Here is a 16,950-nt window from a genome sequence, read left to right as displayed (position 1 = left end):
TATAGGATTGTACACAATATTTAGGGTATTAAACGCTAAAGTTTAGTTATTTTTGCGCCTTATCAGATAATTAAGAATATGTTTCAGTTAGGTAAAACCATCGTTTCAGAAGAGATTATAGAAAAGGATTTTTTGTGCAATCTATCGGCATGTAAAGGTGCTTGTTGTATTGATGGTGATGCCGGCGCGCCTTTAGAGAAAGAAGAAGCTGATATTTTAAAAGAAATTTATCCTAAAGTGAAACCTTTTTTAAGAAAGGAAGGCATCAAGGCCATAGAAGACCAAGGGGTATATGTAACTTCTGAAAATGGCGATTTAGAAACTCCTTTAATTAATGGTGCCGATTGTGCCTATGTTATTTTTGATGAAAAAAAAGTGGCCCTTTGTGCCATTGAAGAGGCTTATAACCAAGGTGAAATTTCTTGGAAAAAACCTGTTTCTTGCCATTTATATCCTATAAGAGTACAAGATTATACCGAATTTTCTGCGGTCAATTACCACAAATGGGAAATTTGCGACGATGCTTGCACCCTCGGAAAGGAATTGCAAATTCCTGTTTACAAATTTGTAAAAGAAGCTTTGATTAGAAAATTTGGAGCCGACTGGTATGCCGAATTGGAAAAGGTTGCTAACAAAGATTTATAACTTAAAAAAACCCTTAAAACACCTTTAAAATAAGGGATTTAAAATTTAAAAACTATATTTTTTCTGCAAACTTTTTGGTTTTTTAAAAAACGCAAATAATTGTTTTTCAATTTATTAACCTTTTTAATTTGTAAACTTCTCATCCTAAGCGTTTTTGGTAATTGTTAAAAACTTCCTAACAATGTTTATAACTAAACCTTTCATTTTTAACATGATTTTTGAATCTTTGTTGTTCCTAAAATTGACAAATTTTTCGTCTAACATAAATTATAAACACAAACAACAATGTCTCAGGCTATCGAACCCATTTTACAACAAAACAAAAATCGTTTTGTTATTTTTCCAATTGAACATCATGATATTTGGGAATGGTATAAAAAATCGGAGGCAAGTTTTTGGACTGCAGAAGAAATAGATTTACATCAAGACCTTACCGACTGGAAAAACAAATTAAATGATGATGAGCGTTATTTCATCAAACACATTTTAGCGTTTTTTGCAGCGAGCGATGGTATTGTAAATGAAAATTTAGCTGAAAATTTTGTAAGCGAAGTACAATATAGTGAAGCGAAATTCTTTTATGGATTTCAAATTATGATGGAAAACATCCACAGTGAAACCTACTCGCTTTTAATTGATACTTACGTAAAAGACGAAAAAGAAAAAGACTTATTGTTTAATGCTTTAGAGAACTTTCCTGCTATTAAGAAAAAAGCGGATTGGGCTTTAAAATGGATTGAATCTCCAAGTTTTGCAGAGCGTTTAATTGCGTTTGCAGCGGTTGAGGGTATTTTCTTTTCAGGAGCATTTTGTTCTATTTTCTGGTTAAAGAAAAGAGGTTTAATGCCTGGATTAACATTCTCAAACGAATTGATTTCTCGTGATGAAGGTGTACACTGCGACTTTGCTGTGCACTTACACAACAAACATTTGGTAAACAAAGTGCCAAAAGCTAGAATTAGAGAAATTTTGGTTGAAGCCTTGGATATTGAGCGTGAATTTATAACCGAATCATTACCAGCTAGTTTAATTGGTATGAATGCCAAATTAATGTCTCAATATTTAGAGTTTGTAACCGATAGATTGTTGTTTGAACTAGGTTGCGATAAAGAATACAATACCGCCAATCCATTCGATTTTATGGATATGATTTCGTTGCAAGGAAAAACCAATTTCTTTGAAAAACGAGTGTCTGAATACCAAAAAGCAGGTGTTCTTAACAAAGAAGAAGACAAAGATAAATTTACTTTTGATGCCGATTTTTAATTATTGAAATCAAACAAAAGATAAACTTTCTATTAGTAATAAAGGAGTTGTTCTCATGCCCTTTCGCTGAACTGGTTTCAGTAAAATGAGAAAACAAATAAATTTTATTAATCCAACTAAACCAACTAAGTATTAAACTAATTGTTAATTAGTTCAGTATTTGGAATAATCAACTAACCATTTTTCTGAAGGTGTATCAGAAGAACTTAAAAAAAGTGTAAAGTATGTATGTAGTAAAAAGAGACGGCAGAAAAGAACAGGTAATGTTCGACAAAATCACCGCAAGGGTGCGTAAATTATGTTACGGGTTAAACGAATTGGTAGACCCATTAAAAGTAACTATGCGTGTAATTGAAGGCTTGTACGATGGTGTAACCACTAGCGAACTTGATAATTTAGCTGCTGAAATTGCTGCAACCATGACAACCACGCATCCAGATTATGCAAAACTAGCGGCTAGAATTTCTGTTTCTAACTTACATAAAAACACGAAGAAGACGTTTAGTGAGGTTATGCACGACCTTTACACCTATGTAAACCCAAGAACAGGCAAAAATGCACCACTTTTAGCTGATGATGTTTATGAGGTAATAATGAAAAACAAAGATGTTTTAGATTCAAACATTATCTATAACCGCGATTTTGGTTATGATTATTTTGGGTTTAAAACCTTAGAGCGTTCATATTTATTAAAACTTGATGGTAAAATAGCTGAACGTCCGCAGCACATGTTAATGCGTGTTGCCGTTGGTATTCATTTAGACGATTTGGATTCGGTTATTGAAACCTATGAGTTGATGTCTAAAAAATATTTTACACACGCTACACCAACCCTTTTCAATTCAGGAACACCAAAACCACAAATGTCATCTTGTTTCTTGTTAACCATGAAAGATGATAGTATTGATGGTATATATGATACCTTAAAACAAACAGCCAAAATATCGCAATCTGCAGGTGGTATTGGATTGGCAATTCATAACATTCGTGCTACGGGAAGTTATATTGCAGGCACTAATGGAACAAGTAATGGTATTGTACCCATGCTTAAAGTATTTAACGATACGGCACGTTATGTAGACCAAGGTGGCGGAAAGCGTAAAGGAAGTTTCGCTATGTATATTGAAACATGGCATGCTGATATTATGGATTTCTTAGATTTAAAGAAGAACCATGGTAAAGAAGAAATGCGTGCACGCGATTTGTTTTATGCGATGTGGATTTCAGATTTGTTCATGAAACGTGTTGAAGAAGATGGAAAATGGACCCTCATGTGCCCTAACGAATGCCCAGGTTTAGATGAGGTGCATAGTGAAGCGTTTGAAGCCCTGTATTTAAAGTACGAAAGTGAAAATAAAGGTAGAAAAACCATAAAGGCCCGCGAACTTTGGGAGAAAATATTAGAATCTCAAATTGAAACCGGCACACCTTATATGTTGTATAAAGATGCGGCCAACCGCAAATCAAACCAACAAAATTTAGGAACCATCCGTTCATCTAACTTATGTACAGAAATATTAGAGTACACATCGCCAGATGAAGTTGCTGTATGTAATTTGGCTTCTATTGCGTTACCAATGTTTGTTAAAAATGGTGAGTTCGACCATAAAGAATTGTTCCGTATCACAAAACGCGTAACCAAAAACTTAAACCGTGTTATTGATAGAAATTACTATCCGGTAAAAGAAGCTGAAAACTCAAATATGCGCCACCGTCCTATTGGATTAGGGGTGCAAGGGTTGGCAGATACGTTCATTCAATTGCGTATGCCTTTTACAAGTGATGAAGCAAAAAAATTAAACCAAGATATTTTTGAAACGCTTTATTTCGCTGCGGTTACCGCTAGTATGGAAGAAGCTAAGGCCGATGGCCCATACCAAACTTATGAAGATTCTCCAATTAGCAAAGGCCAGTTCCAACACAATCTTTGGAACTTGAAAGATGAAGAATTAAGCGGCATGTGGGAGTGGGATAAATTACGTAAACAAGTATTGAAACACGGTGTACGTAACTCGCTTTTAGTGGCGCCAATGCCAACAGCCTCCACATCTCAAATTCTTGGTAATAATGAGTGTTTTGAGCCTTATACATCAAACATATACACACGTCGTGTATTATCTGGTGAGTTTATCATCGTTAATAAACATTTATTGGAAGATTTAGTAGATTTAGGTTTATGGAACGATAATTTAAAACAAGAAATCATGAGAGCCAATGGTTCGGTACAAGGTATCGATATCATTCCACAAGATATAAAAGAGCTTTACAAAACTGTTTGGGAACTAAGTATGAAAGACATTATTGATATGAGTCGCCAACGTGGGTACTTTATCGATCAGTCACAGTCGCTTAACCTATTTATGGAAGGCGCAACCATGGCTAAATTAACCTCTATGCACTTTTATGCTTGGAAAAGTGGCTTAAAAACTGGTATGTACTATTTACGTACTAAGAGTGCTGTAGATGCTATTAAGTTTACTTTGCAAACCACGAAAATGGAAGAACCCGTTGCAGAAACGGTTGAGGTTAACAATGTGGCTGAACAGCAAGAACAGAAAAAACATATAGCAGAAAAGAATGCCGCTACATTTGCAAAACAAAAGCAAGCAGCTGAGGTTGAACCTATGACAGCCGAGGAAATGAAAGCTTTAATAGCCCAAGCTAAAGCAGCAGAGGGGGACGATTGCTTAATGTGCGGGTCTTAATAATTTTGCCCCAAATTTGAACTTATAGTATTCGAAAGAAATTTTAAGTTAAGTGTTATAAAAAAGCACCTCGATTGAGGTGCTTTTTTTGTTTTGAATAAGATCAGTACTCTTATTTATACTGACATAAATATGATGTTTGTGTAGATACTTTAACTTGAAATTTTTCGTTAGCATCTATTTCGTAAGCTTCACCAGCTTTATAAGTAACCCACTCGGTGCTTCCAGGTAACTTAACAGTCATTTCACCTTCAATAACACGCATGGTTTCGTGCTTAGAAGTTCCAAATTCATACTCGCCAGGGTTCATAACGCCTAAAGTAGAATTTCCGGAAGCTGTTGTATAGCCTAAAGATTTTACATTACTATCAAAATACTCATTTGCTGTAATCATTGTATATTATTTAAATTTATACAAAAGTAAATAAATTATAGAAACAACAAAGCCATCTAGGTTTTAGATGGCTTTGTATTTAACCTTTATGGGGGTTATTCTTTAGGTTCTGAAGAGTCTGATGTTTCGCTTGATGGCGACTCTATTTTAGGTTCTTTAGGCTCTGCTGTTTTAACAGGTTTTGCTGTTTTGGCAGGCGCTTGCACAGGAGTTGCTGGTTTAACAGAACTATCGTGAGCGTTATAATATTCTTCTAAAAGATTCATGGAAGCATTCAGTAAATCTTTAGTCTCCAACAATAAACTAAAATATAAGGTTGTGTTTTTAGGGCTCGATTCTTCTGTACGGGTACGTTCCACTTGTTTTTGGATTTTTGAAGTTACCAAACCTAAAATCTCTTGTTTTCTTCCTAAAATAATACCAATTTCTTCAAAAGATCTAGAATCAAAAGCTTTTTGAGTGTTATTGAAGAAGGTTTCAAAACGTTCATCAACTTCCTTTAATTCTTTTATTTGGTTGAATTTAAGTTTTTTATGATTGTTTTGAACGTGTTTGTGGCTAACCTTAGTAATATATTCTAAAGATTGAGTCATGTCTTGAAGGTATCCCAATACATGAATGTAAAAGTTACTCGCTGCAAGACTCGATTCATCTAAATTTTTAATGAAATAGAAAATATTATCGCGCAATTCATCTACTTCACTAGATAATTTCACGATTTGTTTTTTGTTCTTTTTCAGTAGTGCTAAATCTTGTTTTGCCAATCCATTGATGGCATTGGTGTATATTTTATTACCACGCTTTACAACACTAGCAATATTGTTGGCACTTTCGTGAATAACACCTTGGATAGAACTACTTTCAGCTTTTGTTAAACTATCTTCAGCTTTAGCTTCTTTCGATTTTTCTCTGTGAGCTATATAGTTTCTAACCAATAGGAAGATAGCTACCAAAAGTAAAATAGGTACCATAACGGCAACGTTCCAATTTAATAAGTACGCAATTATTGCAGCAGCAACAAAGGCTATAATGGCAGTAAAAAACCAACCACCAATAACATTTAACACACCAGCAACCCTGTAAACGGCACTTTCAGCACCCCAAGCTCTATCGGCTAAAGAGGAACCCATCGCCACCATAAATGTTACATATGTGGTTGATAAAGGCAGTTTCATTGAGGTTGCTAACGAAATAAGGATAGCAGCAACCATTAGGTTTACGGCAGCACGTACCATATCGAAAGCCGGTAATTCGTGCGTTTTGGACTTTGCTAAATTAATTACAGGTTTTTCAAACTGTTTATCAATTTTAGTTTGCCAAGTTTTTGGTAGGATATAAGAGGACATTTCAGAAATTCCAACAGCTAACCTCACAAAACCACGAGATAAAAAGTTAGGTTCAAAACGTTCTTTACCATCACCTTCTCTGGATAAATTGATTTCGGTTTCGGTTACCGATTTTGCTTTTTTAGAAAGCCATAAAGTAGCTACCATCACAAAACCTGCTATAACCAATAAAAAGGTTGGAGTAGGAACTTTATCTGCAAGAAAGCCCATGCTAAAGGCTTCAGGAGATACGCCTGAACCAGCCCAAGCCGTGTAAGATTGCCAACCAGCAATAGGTACACCTATGAAGTTAACTAAATCGTTTCCAGAGAATGCTAGCGCTAAAGCAAACGTTCCAATAATAATTACAATTTTGTATATATTTAATTTAGCAAAGGAGATTAAAGCATATGAAAGCAATGACCATAAAATTAAACTTACAAAAATAATTAAAGGTGCTTGATTGCTTAAAAATTCTTTAATGGTAGAACCGCCTATAATATCATAACTTTGTTTGGCATAGGTTGTTCCTCCTATACCTTTCATAAAAATAAAATAGGTAATAGATGTAATGGCAATACCACCAAAAATGGCACCAACCCAATTGGCTTGTTTTTCATAGTTATATGATAATAACAACCTTGATACCCATTGAACCGCTGCACCCACAGAAAAGGCAATAACCACCGATAATAAGATGCCAAAAATGATTTCGGTAGCTTTAGAAGTGTTTATGTAGTTAACAACATCAGAAAAACTTCCACCATTGTGCCCTATTTTAATAAGTGCCATGGCTACAGAAGCTCCCAATAATTCGAAAACTATAGAGACTGTAGTAGAAGTTGGCATCCCTACGGTATTAAAAAAGTCTAACAACAGGATGTCTGTTATCATTACCGCCATAAAAATAATCATGATTTCATTAAACATGAATTCATGAGGGTTGAAAATTCCAGACCTAGCAACCTCCATCATGCCACTTGAAAAAACAGCACCTAGCGCAACGCCAATACTGGCAACTATCATAATTGTTTTAAATGAAATAGCCTTAGATCCAATAGCGGAATTTAAAAAGTTAACAGCATCGTTGCTTACACCCACCACTAAATCGGCAATGGCTAATACCGCTAGGGCAACTATCATTAATAAGTAAATATTGTCCATAATAAAAAATAAGTTTGCAAATATCTAATGTATTTCAAGATGCTAAGTTACGTAATTGTTATATTTTTTAATTTCACAAACAGTAAATACTTAGTATAATATTTTAAATATATTGATTCTTTAGCTAAGAGATATTGTTAATGGATTAAAAGTTCACTTGAAATTGTAATCGCAACAAACTTCCTGTTTGGTTATTGTCTTGATTGATGAAATCTTCATAAGTTCTATCTGAAAAGGTGTACATAGCCACAACTTCAAAGTTTTTATAAGGTTGCCATTCCACGCCTAATTCTAGTTCTTTTACTTCATAACTTCTGGCATCTAATTCATGTTTTTTGCCACCATTGTAATATTGAATTCGAGTAAATGGATAGATTAACTGGTCTTTAATCGAGCATTTTGCATTTAATAGAAGATAACCACCATGTAATTTCTCAACACTTATGGCTTGGGTTTCTTTATTAAATTCAGGGCCTCTACCAAAATTGTATTCAGCTTGAAAACCAAATGGCTTAGGATATAAAACAGCTGTAAAGCCTACACGTTGGTCTATATATGTATTGTCATCATTTGTTTGAACACCATCTGATATATCATCAGGATCTATAGTATGTTGCCCTGTGTATGCTTGAATTCCTGGTTCAAAAATTTGGGAACCAATTTTAAATGGATAAGTTAATCGGGCTACCACATGCTTTTTATCATTCAAATCGGCAACGTTAGCAGTTTGGCCATTATAAATACCCAATCCAAAAACACCATAATCTCCAGTTCCTTTATAGCCTTCTCTGGTAAGCATTGAAAAGCGCTTTCTTATTTCTTCAGGTGCCCAATAAAAAAAGATCCCTAAATCACGTTCGTTTTTTACGGCACTATTTAAACCATCATTACGGTCTAGTGGCAACCTGTTTTGGCTAGATTGCATGTTTTCAAAACCAAATGGAATTTTACTTTGTCCAATTCTGAAACGAAATTCGTTTTTGGCATCTAAACCAAGGTCAAAATAAGCATCACGAATTTGTCCAAATTGTTGATTTCCACCGGTTGCATTTGCAAAATCAGGCTGAATGTAGAAGTATACTCTTGGATGAATTTGTCCGTAAAAAACCAATCGGATACGTCTGAAGAAAAATTGACTATCACCACCCCAAGATTTGTCACATTGTTCGCAGGTCAAATCTGGGTTTGTTTGAAATAAGCCATTATACCTTACTTGGGCATAACCTCTTATTTTAAAAGATTCGAACCATTCTTTTTTAGGGGTTTCAGTAATAGGAGTAGCAGTATCTTGTGCATTAATTTGAAGCGTAGCAACAAGAATAACAATTAAAATTGCTTTTAAGTTTTTCATTATTATTTTAGTTTTTGTCGCTGCAAAGAACCAAAACCAATGTTAACTAAATGTTTCCTGAAAATTAAATTTAAAATAATAAAAAAAGCTGCCTTGGCCAAAGGCAGCTCATTAGAAATCATGATAATGTAGTCGACAAAAACTAATAGATTATATGAAAAACTAATTGTTATGTCTTAAGACAATGCGAATATCAACCTTTAATTTTAGCTAATTGTAATATTAATATTAACTAATTATTAATATTACCAATGTTAAATTTAACATTGGTAATATTCTGAAAATCAATATATTAAATTTTTAATGTTAATTTAATGTTACCTAAGTGTTGTTTAAAGGTTATCAAATGACTATATTTGATATATAATGTTAAAACCCGCATAATTATGAAGAAATGTATTTTGTTTTTTGCCTTTTTAATTACTGTGGTTTCTTTTGGGCAACAAAAGAGAGATTTAAAACTTAACAAAGACACTAATTTAATTGAAGTTGTTTATTATCACGACAATGGCGTTGTAAGTCAAACTGGAACTTATACGGCAGATGGTAAATTACAAGGAGAGTGGTTAAGTTTTGATACAGCAGGCAAAAAAATTGTTTCGGGAAATTATGATAATGGTAAAAAAGTCGGCAAATGGTTTTATTATACAAATGAAACTGTAAAGGAAGTAGATTATAGCAATAACGCTATAGCCAATTTAAAAGAATCTGAAATTCAATAAAGTAATTTTTTTTTAAACTAAACTAAAAAAGCATCCCTTTTTCGGGATGCTTTTTTTGTATTGTATGTTTTCTTTACTAAGAAAATTAGTTGTTTTTAGAAATTTTAGTAGCCCAAGTAGGTAAAGTAGCTCCATTACCAGCGCCAGTTTCAGTAGAAACATAATCAGTAGTTAAGTTACTTGTACTTACAAAGTTTTTACCGTTAACTTTAAAATCTCCAGCGTCAATTCTAGCAGTGGCACCAGAACCTGTATCTAGTTTGGCAAATGTATCGATACCAGAAACAAACAAGTTAGTGTAAGTTTGTTTTCCACCACCTTCTTTAAAGTTGATAGCTTGTTCACCAGCTGTAAACTTAGCATCAGCACCCTTCACAATAGAAACATTTATTAATTTAGCATCGGTCATTGGAGTAGCAATATCATTTCCTTGATTGTTAGAACCTTCAATACCAGCTTTAGATACACCTGAAATGTAAACATTGGTAATAGTACCTTGGTAGCCATCAGCAAAATCTAAAGAATCATCGTATGCATTTACAATAACCAAGTTAGAAGCGTTTACAGCACCACCAAAAAATTCGATACCATCATCACCACTTTCAAAAGCATAAATGTTTGATACTTCTGTTCCGCTACCTACACCAAAGAAAGAAACACCGTTAAATTCTTTGTCTGATGAAAACTTAGCTCCTGTATATTCTATTCTTAAAAAGTTGATTTTTCCAGAAGAATCGGCATTATTGTTTCCTCCGAAACTTAAACCACCTACTTCAGAAGTTCCATTATCTCCAGTATTTACTTTTGCATCACCACAAATTACCAATCCGCCCCAATCACTTTCTTTAGGTGCCGCTTGTCCAGAAGTCATAACTACAGGGTTATTAGCTTCACCATTGATATTGATGGTTGCGCCTCTTTCAACACCTATATATAGAGAGGTATTAAGAGCAGTTGTGCTAGTTTTTATAGTTGTTCCAGCAGGAATAGTTAAAGTAGCTCCAGATTTTACTATTAACGCACCTGTTAAAGTGTAAGTTTGAGATGGATCTAAAGTTACTGTGCCATCAGTGATATCACCTTTTAAGTCATCGATCTTCAATTCGAAAGTGCTTTTTGGAGTTGATGGATTGTTGTCATCGGTACAACTTGTAAATGCAAGTGTTACGATTACCGCTATTGCTAAAATTGATTTTTTCATTTTAAATATTTTTTTTCGTTTTGATTTATGCTGCAAAGAAAGCCACAAACTGTTTTTAATTGGTTAAGCCTTTATTACCTTCTTGTTAAGTATTTTTAATGAACCTCAAGATTAGTTAACATAAAATTTACATACCTTGTTTTGTAAATAAAAAAGGTGACTAACTAATTGTTAATCACCTTTTTTTAATTGTTAAGTTATGTTTTTAAAACTTGTATTCTAATGATAGTTTAAAATTAGAACCTACTTTATAAGAGCTTACTAAAACATCTTGAGTGGTACTTCCTGGCACTTCGCTTTGTTCTAAAACACGTTTGTAAGTTGGGTCTAATATGTTTTTAAACGATAGGCCTAATTTTAAGTTTTTAGTTAAATTGGATTTAACCACAAAATCTAATCTATTAATAGATTTATCAACCATGTTACCTTTACTTTGAGTTCCAATTACCGCTAACTTATCTGAAAAGTAAGCGTAAGATAATGTTGCGGTTATGTCTTTATTTTCAGCAAATTCTTTTACAAATGTAATGTCGGCATTTGCTAAAAAATCAGACGCTCCCGATAATTTTGCTTCATCAAAAGTAAAGTTAGCACCAAACCCATTTTCTTCAAATACTTTAGTAGGATCTAAATCTTGGTTGTGGTTGATGTATGAACCATTGAATCCAAAAGATAATTTATCGTTTAAATCGTTGTCTTTTTCAATGTCAAAAATGTTTTTTCTTAATTCTAGTTCCACACCAAAAGCCACCGCTTTTTCACCAGTATTGGCATAAGTAATGTTTCCTGAAGAAGAGTTGGTAAACATTTCGTTTATGGGGTTTTGAATTAACTTTCCAAATGCTGTTACCGAAACTAACTCGCCATTGCTCGGGAAATATTCCCAACCTAAATCGGCGTTGTAATTGGTAGATGCGTATAAATTAGGGTTACCTTCATAATCTTGGGTTACTTCTTGGAAAAGTAATTTTACTTTTTCCTTAAACTGAGGTAATGTGTAGGTTTTACTGGATGCAAATTTTAAATTTTGATTGTCGTTTAACTTATATTTTGCAGTTAAACTTGGTAAAAAGTTTACAGGTGCATAATTAGAAGTGTCTCCACTAGGCACTAAAGATGTTTCAAAATGAACGTTTTGTTCCAATTGTTCAAATCTGGCACCAACTATGGCCGAAAGTTTTTCGGTTAGGTTGTATTGCAAGGTTCCAAATACGGCATGTACATCTAAATTACCTGTGTATAATTGAGGAATAAAGGTAGATCTATCACCTAAAGATGTATTGAAGTTGGTTGAATTTAAAGAGGTGTCTACATTATGAATATCGCTTGCTGGAAATGTAATTTTGTTTGCAATTGGGAAGAACCCGTATTGTTGTGAATCGAAATTAATATCTTTCATTTTACCAGAGTATCCTAATGTTACTTTGCCATTAAATTCATCTTCCGCGTTTTTGTTGAAATTATACGATACAGAAAGATTTGCAGATAATTCTTTTTCTTCTAAATCTTGAAAATAACGGTGGTTATGAATACTGGAATCAGTAAAGAATGTGTAGTTTGTTGATCCATCACGCGCAGGAACAAAGGTGTTTTGCATACGGTCTGGGATCACATTATTTAAAATACTGTATCCAACGGCCCAATTAGCTTCCCATTGTTCTGTAAAATCGTGTTTACCTAACAATTGATTTACAAATAATTGTGTTTTATCAAAAGTACCACGTTTTATGAAACCTGATATATCGCCAGCTCCAGAAGCACCACCATCAAAGTTTTGATTGGTACCTTCGTACTCACTATAATCTTGCGAACTAGAATTTAAAAATAAAGAGGTGAACAATAATGAGTTATCACTGTTTATTCTATAGTCGGCAGAACCCATTACCGTTGTATTGGTATTGTGCTTGTACGACTTTTTGTAGAAGTCGGAGTTTATGGTTCCTTGCGCCGTAATGTTACCTCTATCAATACCTTCTACATATTTGTTTTCAGCATCAAAGGATGCGGTAATAAAAGTACTTAAATTACTTTCATCACCTAAGCTAAATTTTTTACCACCCGATAATGAGTAACTATTATTAAAGGTGTTTTTGCTATTTTGTCTGTCCCAACTTGTTCCATAATCATAAGGTAAAAGCGGATTGTTTGGAGCTTTTCCAGAATCGAAACCAAAGTATGATGGCCCATCTTGTAAATAAAAATCATCTACTTTTAAAACATTTGTGTTAGCACCTAAACCAACGCCAATAGCAATATAAGGAGCACCCGTGAATTTTTTAGAAACAATGTCAATATTAGCACCTCCAAAATCGGCATAATTTTGAGCTTCAAAGGTTTTACTAATACCTACATATTCTACAATATCGGTAGTAAAAATATCTAAAACTATATTTTTGTTTGAAGGGTTGTTAGATGGTAATGGTAAACCATTTAAGGTTGTAATATTGTATCTATCACCTAAACCTCTTACAAAAATACTACCAGAACCTTCTTGCTTAGAAATACCACTTACTTTAGTTACAGCGGTAGCAACATCGCTAACACCTTTTCTAGAAAGCTCGTCGGCACCAATAGATGCTTTAAAAGCAACCGCTTTCTTTTGCTCTAATAATAAAGCGGTTTCACTTTCTCTTTTAGCAGTAGTTGTTATAATAACTTCCGATAAAGATGCAGCACTTGCTCCCATAGGAACATTAACTTCCGTTACTTTGTTAGCTACAATTGTTACAGGTATTTCTTGTGTTTCGTAACCAACAAAACTAAATATTACAGTATATGAACCCGCTTCTAAATTTTCAATACTGTACAAACCATCAATGTCTGAAGTAGTTCCTTTAGTGGTTCCTTTTATTAATACGTTAGCGAAAGCTAAAGGTTCATCATTGTATTCTTTATCGGTTAGTTTACCAACCACAGAACCAGTGTTCTGTCCATATGAAATTGTTGCTGTAAATAATAGTAACAATAGGGTTAAATTTTTCATTTTATTCTTTAGTTTTTATCTGGTGCAAAGAACGAAACACTAAATGAATAGGATGTTATGAATAGGTTAAACAACCGTAACAAAAGGGTTATGTTAATGTTATCTAATCGTTGATTTCTAAACATTAATTTAACATTGGGTTTATGTAAATACGGAAGGTGTTTGCCCAAAACCAAGAATGCCATAAAACCAAAAATCCATCCTTTTTTGGGATAGATATATTTTAAATGAAATCCGTTTTTTATTTGAAACTAATAAACCAATTAGCACCTCAATGTCAGTCTGAGCTTGTCGAAGACTTTATTTCAGAAACATTTCGACTGCGCTCAATGTGACAATTAGTATAAAATTAACTTTTTAAATAATGACACCTAAGGGGTTAAATGAAGGAGGTTTAAAAAATAAACGCTGTATTAATTTAAAGAAGCACTCGATTTATCATCTTTTTGGGCAACAGCGGTAAGAAGTGCTAACTCGCCTAATGAGATGGTGCTTGCTGCCAAAGATAATGATACCTCTGCAGGTTGTAGGGCATCTACATGCACGCTAATTTCTTTGGTATCATAACCAGCAAAACTACATACCAAGGTATAATCGCCAGCTTCTAGGTTTTCAATAACAAACATGCCCGTTAAATCGGTGTTTATGTTTAAGGAAGTTCCTTTTACCGAAACATTTGCTAACACTAATGGTGCGTCATTCACCTCATTATCCAATACTTTTCCAACTATTAAACCTGTGTTTTGCCCAAAGGATAAAGTGGTAAAAAGAAAAATAGTGATGTAAATTAAATGTTTCATAGTGTTGTTATAAATACACTGCAAAAAAAACGATTCTGCTTAAATTGTATGTTATCTAAATATTAAACAACAGCTATTAAAATGTTACCTTAATGTTACCAGATTTTTTATGAAACATTTTACTTTAAGTAGAACGTTAGCCAATTAGTTCCAAAATGTCAGTCTGAGCTTGTCGAAGACATAAAGTACCACGTCAACAAGCTCAGTGTGACATAGAACATTTATTCAGCTAAGAAAAGATCATTTAATTTTCCCTTATAAAAGAATATGCTACGTTTAAAGAAATTCTTTATTATCTTGCCCAAGCATAAAATTTCACAATGAACTGGGAACAATTATTATCTTTAAAACGCTTTGGCGACACCAATAAACGCATACGAAAAGAACAGGACGAAACCCGTTTGGGCTTTGAAGTAGATTACGATCGTGTTATTTTTTCATCAGAATTTAGAAGTTTACAAGATAAAACCCAGGTGATTCCCCTATCGGAAACCGATTTTGTTCACACCCGCTTAACCCACAGTTTAGAAGTAAGCGTTGTGGGGCGTTCTTTGGGACGTTTGGTTGGTAAAAAACTATTGGAAAAGCATCCGCATTTGCAAAACGTACACGGCTACCAAGCCAACGATTTTGGAGCTATAGTTGCTGCAGCAGCTTTGGCGCACGATATTGGCAATCCGCCTTTTGGGCACTCTGGTGAAAAAGCCATTGGCGAGTTTTTTAAATCGGGTGCAGGCAGCCAATATAAAAGCCAGTTAACCGAAAAAGAATACCAAGATTTATGCGATTTTGAAGGCAATGCCAACGGCTTTAAAATTTTAACCGAAAGTAGGGCAGGACGTATTGGCGGTTTACGTTTAAGTTACGCCACCTTAGGGGCCTTCACCAAATACCCAAAAGAATCGTTGCCCAAAAAGCCAACCAGCCATATAGCCGATAAAAAATACGGGTTTTTCCAAAGTGAAAAAGAAGCCTATGAAGATATTGCCAACGAACTGGGTTTACTCAAACGCAGCGATAAACACCTAAGTTACGCACGCCATCCCCTCGCTTTTTTAGTAGAAGCGGCTGATGATATTTGCTACACCATCATCGATTTTGAAGATGGCATCAACCTAGGCCTCATCCAAGAGGAATTTGCTTTAGAGTACCTCTCTAAAATAATACGCCACAACATCAAGCCCGAAAATTATTATGCACTTTCCACCAAAGAAGACCGCATAGGCTATTTGCGAGCCTTGGCCATAGGCAGCCTTATTAACGAGGCGGTCGATATTTTCATGACCCACGAAGAAGCCATTTTAAGTGGCCATTTCGATTGTGCCTTGCTAGATAAAAGCAGATACGATGCGCAAATAAAGGACATTATTAAGATAAGTATCGAAAACATTTACCAGTCCACCGAAGTCATAGACAAAGAAATTGCAGGTTACGGCGTTATCAACACGCTATTAAACACCTACACCAACGCCGTTAACAATAGTTTTGAAGGCGTTGCATCCAACTACGACAAACTCATTTTAAAAGGCTTGCCAAAAACCATAAAAGCAAACGATACCAGTTTATACAACAGACTTTCAAGCGTGTGTTATCACATCTCGTTACTATCAGATAGCAAAGCCATATTGGAATATAAAAAAATAAAAGGGATTAGTTTTTAGTGCGTCATGGCGAGTAAAACGAAGCAATCTCTAATTTAAGAATTTATAATTTGGGCGTTACCCGAAGGGTCGCGCTTTACGCTAAATCTTTTTAAAACGTCATGGCGAGGACACAGGACGAAGCCATCTGCAACTTTTTAGTTCAAACAAACTTTTAGTAATCAGGTTTTAAAAAGGATATCGCTTCAATCGCTAACGCAGAAATGCAGTAATACATTGAAGTTTTAGGTTTGAAAATTGACTTTTTTGAGCTATTTCTAAAATAGCTCGATCCCTTATTTAAAATGCAACTTCATCCCTTCATGACTGGCAACAAAACCTAAATCTTCGTAAAATTTAATGGCTCTCGGTCTTTGTTTGTCCGATGTTAGTTGTAGTACATGCGCATGGCGTTCTTTGGCTCGGTTTATGGCCCATTCAAACATACGTTTTCCAATACCCAAACCTCTTTGGTCTTTTCTAATCATAACGTTTTCAATTTGCGCCCTAATACCACCGCTATAAGATAGGTATTGAATAAATGTTAACTGAAACGTGCCAATAACCTCATGGTTTTCATCTTCTACAACCATAAGTTCTTGATTGGTGTCGGCATTTATTTTTTCAAAAGCAGTGAGATATTGTTTAGGCAAAGGTGTTTGGAAATTTTCACGTTTTTTTCCCAGGTCATCATCTGCCATTAGTTCCACAATGGCTGAAATATCGTTTTTTGTGGCTTTTCTGAGGGTCATTG

The 16,950-nt window shown here is 34.4% G+C and carries 12 protein-coding genes; 5 read left to right on the top strand and 7 right to left on the bottom strand.

All coding sequences use genetic code 11. The annotated features are described in order from the left end of the window. Positions 1 to 78: 78 nt before the first annotated feature. The 3 genes from J8H85_RS02165 (at position 79) to J8H85_RS02155 (ending at position 4,616) form a co-directional block, all read left to right on the top strand. Positions 79 to 645 (top strand): DUF3109 family protein, encoded by a 567-nt coding sequence (locus J8H85_RS02165; protein WP_209652240.1) that lies wholly within the window; start codon positions 79 to 81, stop codon positions 643 to 645. Between the two features lie 285 nt (positions 646 to 930). Continuing rightward, entirely contained in the window at positions 931 to 1,911 is a 981-nt protein-coding gene (locus J8H85_RS02160) for a ribonucleotide-diphosphate reductase subunit beta (protein ID WP_209652238.1), read from the top strand. A gap of 224 nt (positions 1,912 to 2,135) precedes the next feature. Next, the gene (locus tag J8H85_RS02155) at positions 2,136 to 4,616 is read left to right on the top strand and encodes a ribonucleoside-diphosphate reductase subunit alpha (RefSeq protein WP_209652236.1); all 2,481 of its coding nucleotides are present in this window, start codon (positions 2,136 to 2,138) and stop codon (positions 4,614 to 4,616) included. A gap of 112 nt (positions 4,617 to 4,728) precedes the next feature. Here the strand turns inward: J8H85_RS02155 and ppnP are convergent, their stop codons facing one another. From ppnP to J8H85_RS02140, 3 genes are all read right to left on the bottom strand, one after another. Next, positions 4,729 to 5,010 (bottom strand): pyrimidine/purine nucleoside phosphorylase, encoded by a 282-nt coding sequence (gene ppnP, locus J8H85_RS02150; protein WP_209652234.1) that lies wholly within the window; start codon positions 5,008 to 5,010, stop codon positions 4,729 to 4,731. A 95-nt stretch (positions 5,011 to 5,105) separates the two neighbouring features. Beyond that, complete coding sequence (locus tag J8H85_RS02145) at positions 5,106 to 7,499, bottom strand: inorganic phosphate transporter (protein ID WP_209652232.1); 2,394 nt, start codon at positions 7,497 to 7,499, stop codon at positions 5,106 to 5,108. A gap of 145 nt (positions 7,500 to 7,644) precedes the next feature. Continuing rightward, on the bottom strand, positions 7,645 to 8,850 hold the full coding sequence (locus J8H85_RS02140; protein WP_209652230.1) for a porin: 1,206 nt from the start codon (positions 8,848 to 8,850) through the stop codon (positions 7,645 to 7,647). Positions 8,851 to 9,236: 386 nt separating this feature from the next. Between J8H85_RS02140 and J8H85_RS02135 the strand changes: the two genes are divergently transcribed. Beyond that, positions 9,237 to 9,572: a toxin-antitoxin system YwqK family antitoxin gene (locus J8H85_RS02135; protein ID WP_209652228.1), complete on the top strand. Its 336-nt coding sequence runs from the start codon at positions 9,237 to 9,239 to the stop codon at positions 9,570 to 9,572. An 85-nt stretch (positions 9,573 to 9,657) separates the two neighbouring features. Here J8H85_RS02135 and J8H85_RS02130 read toward each other — a convergent pair whose 3' ends face one another. The 3 genes from J8H85_RS02130 to J8H85_RS02120 form a co-directional block, all read right to left on the bottom strand. Further along, entirely contained in the window at positions 9,658 to 10,773 is a 1,116-nt protein-coding gene (locus J8H85_RS02130) for a hypothetical protein (protein ID WP_209652226.1), read from the bottom strand. 205 nt (positions 10,774 to 10,978) lie between these two features. Further along, entirely contained in the window at positions 10,979 to 13,756 is a 2,778-nt protein-coding gene (locus J8H85_RS02125; protein WP_209652224.1) for a TonB-dependent receptor, read from the bottom strand. 413 nt (positions 13,757 to 14,169) lie between these two features. Further along, positions 14,170 to 14,556 carry a carboxypeptidase-like regulatory domain-containing protein gene (locus J8H85_RS02120; RefSeq protein ID WP_209652222.1) on the bottom strand — a complete coding sequence of 129 codons (387 nt, stop codon included), beginning with the start codon at positions 14,554 to 14,556 and terminating at the stop codon, positions 14,170 to 14,172. Between the two features lie 320 nt (positions 14,557 to 14,876). On the opposite strand from J8H85_RS02120, the gene dgt reads away from it, so the two are divergent. Continuing rightward, positions 14,877 to 16,217: a dGTP triphosphohydrolase gene (gene dgt / locus J8H85_RS02115; protein WP_209652220.1), complete on the top strand. Its 1,341-nt coding sequence runs from the start codon at positions 14,877 to 14,879 to the stop codon at positions 16,215 to 16,217. 275 nt (positions 16,218 to 16,492) lie between these two features. Here the strand turns inward: dgt and J8H85_RS02110 are convergent, their stop codons facing one another. Beyond that, on the bottom strand, positions 16,493 to 16,948 hold the full coding sequence (locus J8H85_RS02110) for a GNAT family N-acetyltransferase (protein WP_209652219.1): 456 nt from the start codon (positions 16,946 to 16,948) through the stop codon (positions 16,493 to 16,495). Positions 16,949 to 16,950: the final 2 nt, after the last annotated feature.

This window comes from Mariniflexile gromovii (assembly GCF_017814435.1).
In the GTDB taxonomy this organism is placed as follows: Bacteria; Bacteroidota; Bacteroidia; order Flavobacteriales; family Flavobacteriaceae; genus Mariniflexile; species Mariniflexile gromovii.
The sequence above is the reverse complement of the archived record's forward strand: the minus strand, read 5'-3'. Positions and strand labels throughout refer to the sequence as shown.

Coding starts and splice junctions, on each gene's coding strand:
- J8H85_RS02165 (WP_209652240.1), top strand. CDS start 79: ATGTTTCAGTTAGGTAAAACCATCGTTTCAGAAGAGATTATAGAAAAG.
- J8H85_RS02140 (WP_209652230.1), bottom strand. CDS start 8,850: ATGAAAAACTTAAAAGCAATTTTAATTGTTATTCTTGTTGCTACGCTT.
- dgt (WP_209652220.1), top strand. CDS start 14,877: ATGAACTGGGAACAATTATTATCTTTAAAACGCTTTGGCGACACCAAT.
- J8H85_RS02145 (WP_209652232.1), bottom strand. CDS start 7,499: ATGGACAATATTTACTTATTAATGATAGTTGCCCTAGCGGTATTAGCC.
- J8H85_RS02155 (WP_209652236.1), top strand. CDS start 2,136: ATGTATGTAGTAAAAAGAGACGGCAGAAAAGAACAGGTAATGTTCGAC.
- ppnP (WP_209652234.1), bottom strand. CDS start 5,010: ATGATTACAGCAAATGAGTATTTTGATAGTAATGTAAAATCTTTAGGC.
- J8H85_RS02135 (WP_209652228.1), top strand. CDS start 9,237: ATGAAGAAATGTATTTTGTTTTTTGCCTTTTTAATTACTGTGGTTTCT.
- J8H85_RS02120 (WP_209652222.1), bottom strand. CDS start 14,556: ATGAAACATTTAATTTACATCACTATTTTTCTTTTTACCACTTTATCC.
- J8H85_RS02130 (WP_209652226.1), bottom strand. CDS start 10,773: ATGAAAAAATCAATTTTAGCAATAGCGGTAATCGTAACACTTGCATTT.
- J8H85_RS02110 (WP_209652219.1), bottom strand. CDS start 16,948: ATGACCCTCAGAAAAGCCACAAAAAACGATATTTCAGCCATTGTGGAA.
- J8H85_RS02160 (WP_209652238.1), top strand. CDS start 931: ATGTCTCAGGCTATCGAACCCATTTTACAACAAAACAAAAATCGTTTT.
- J8H85_RS02125 (WP_209652224.1), bottom strand. CDS start 13,756: ATGAAAAATTTAACCCTATTGTTACTATTATTTACAGCAACAATTTCA.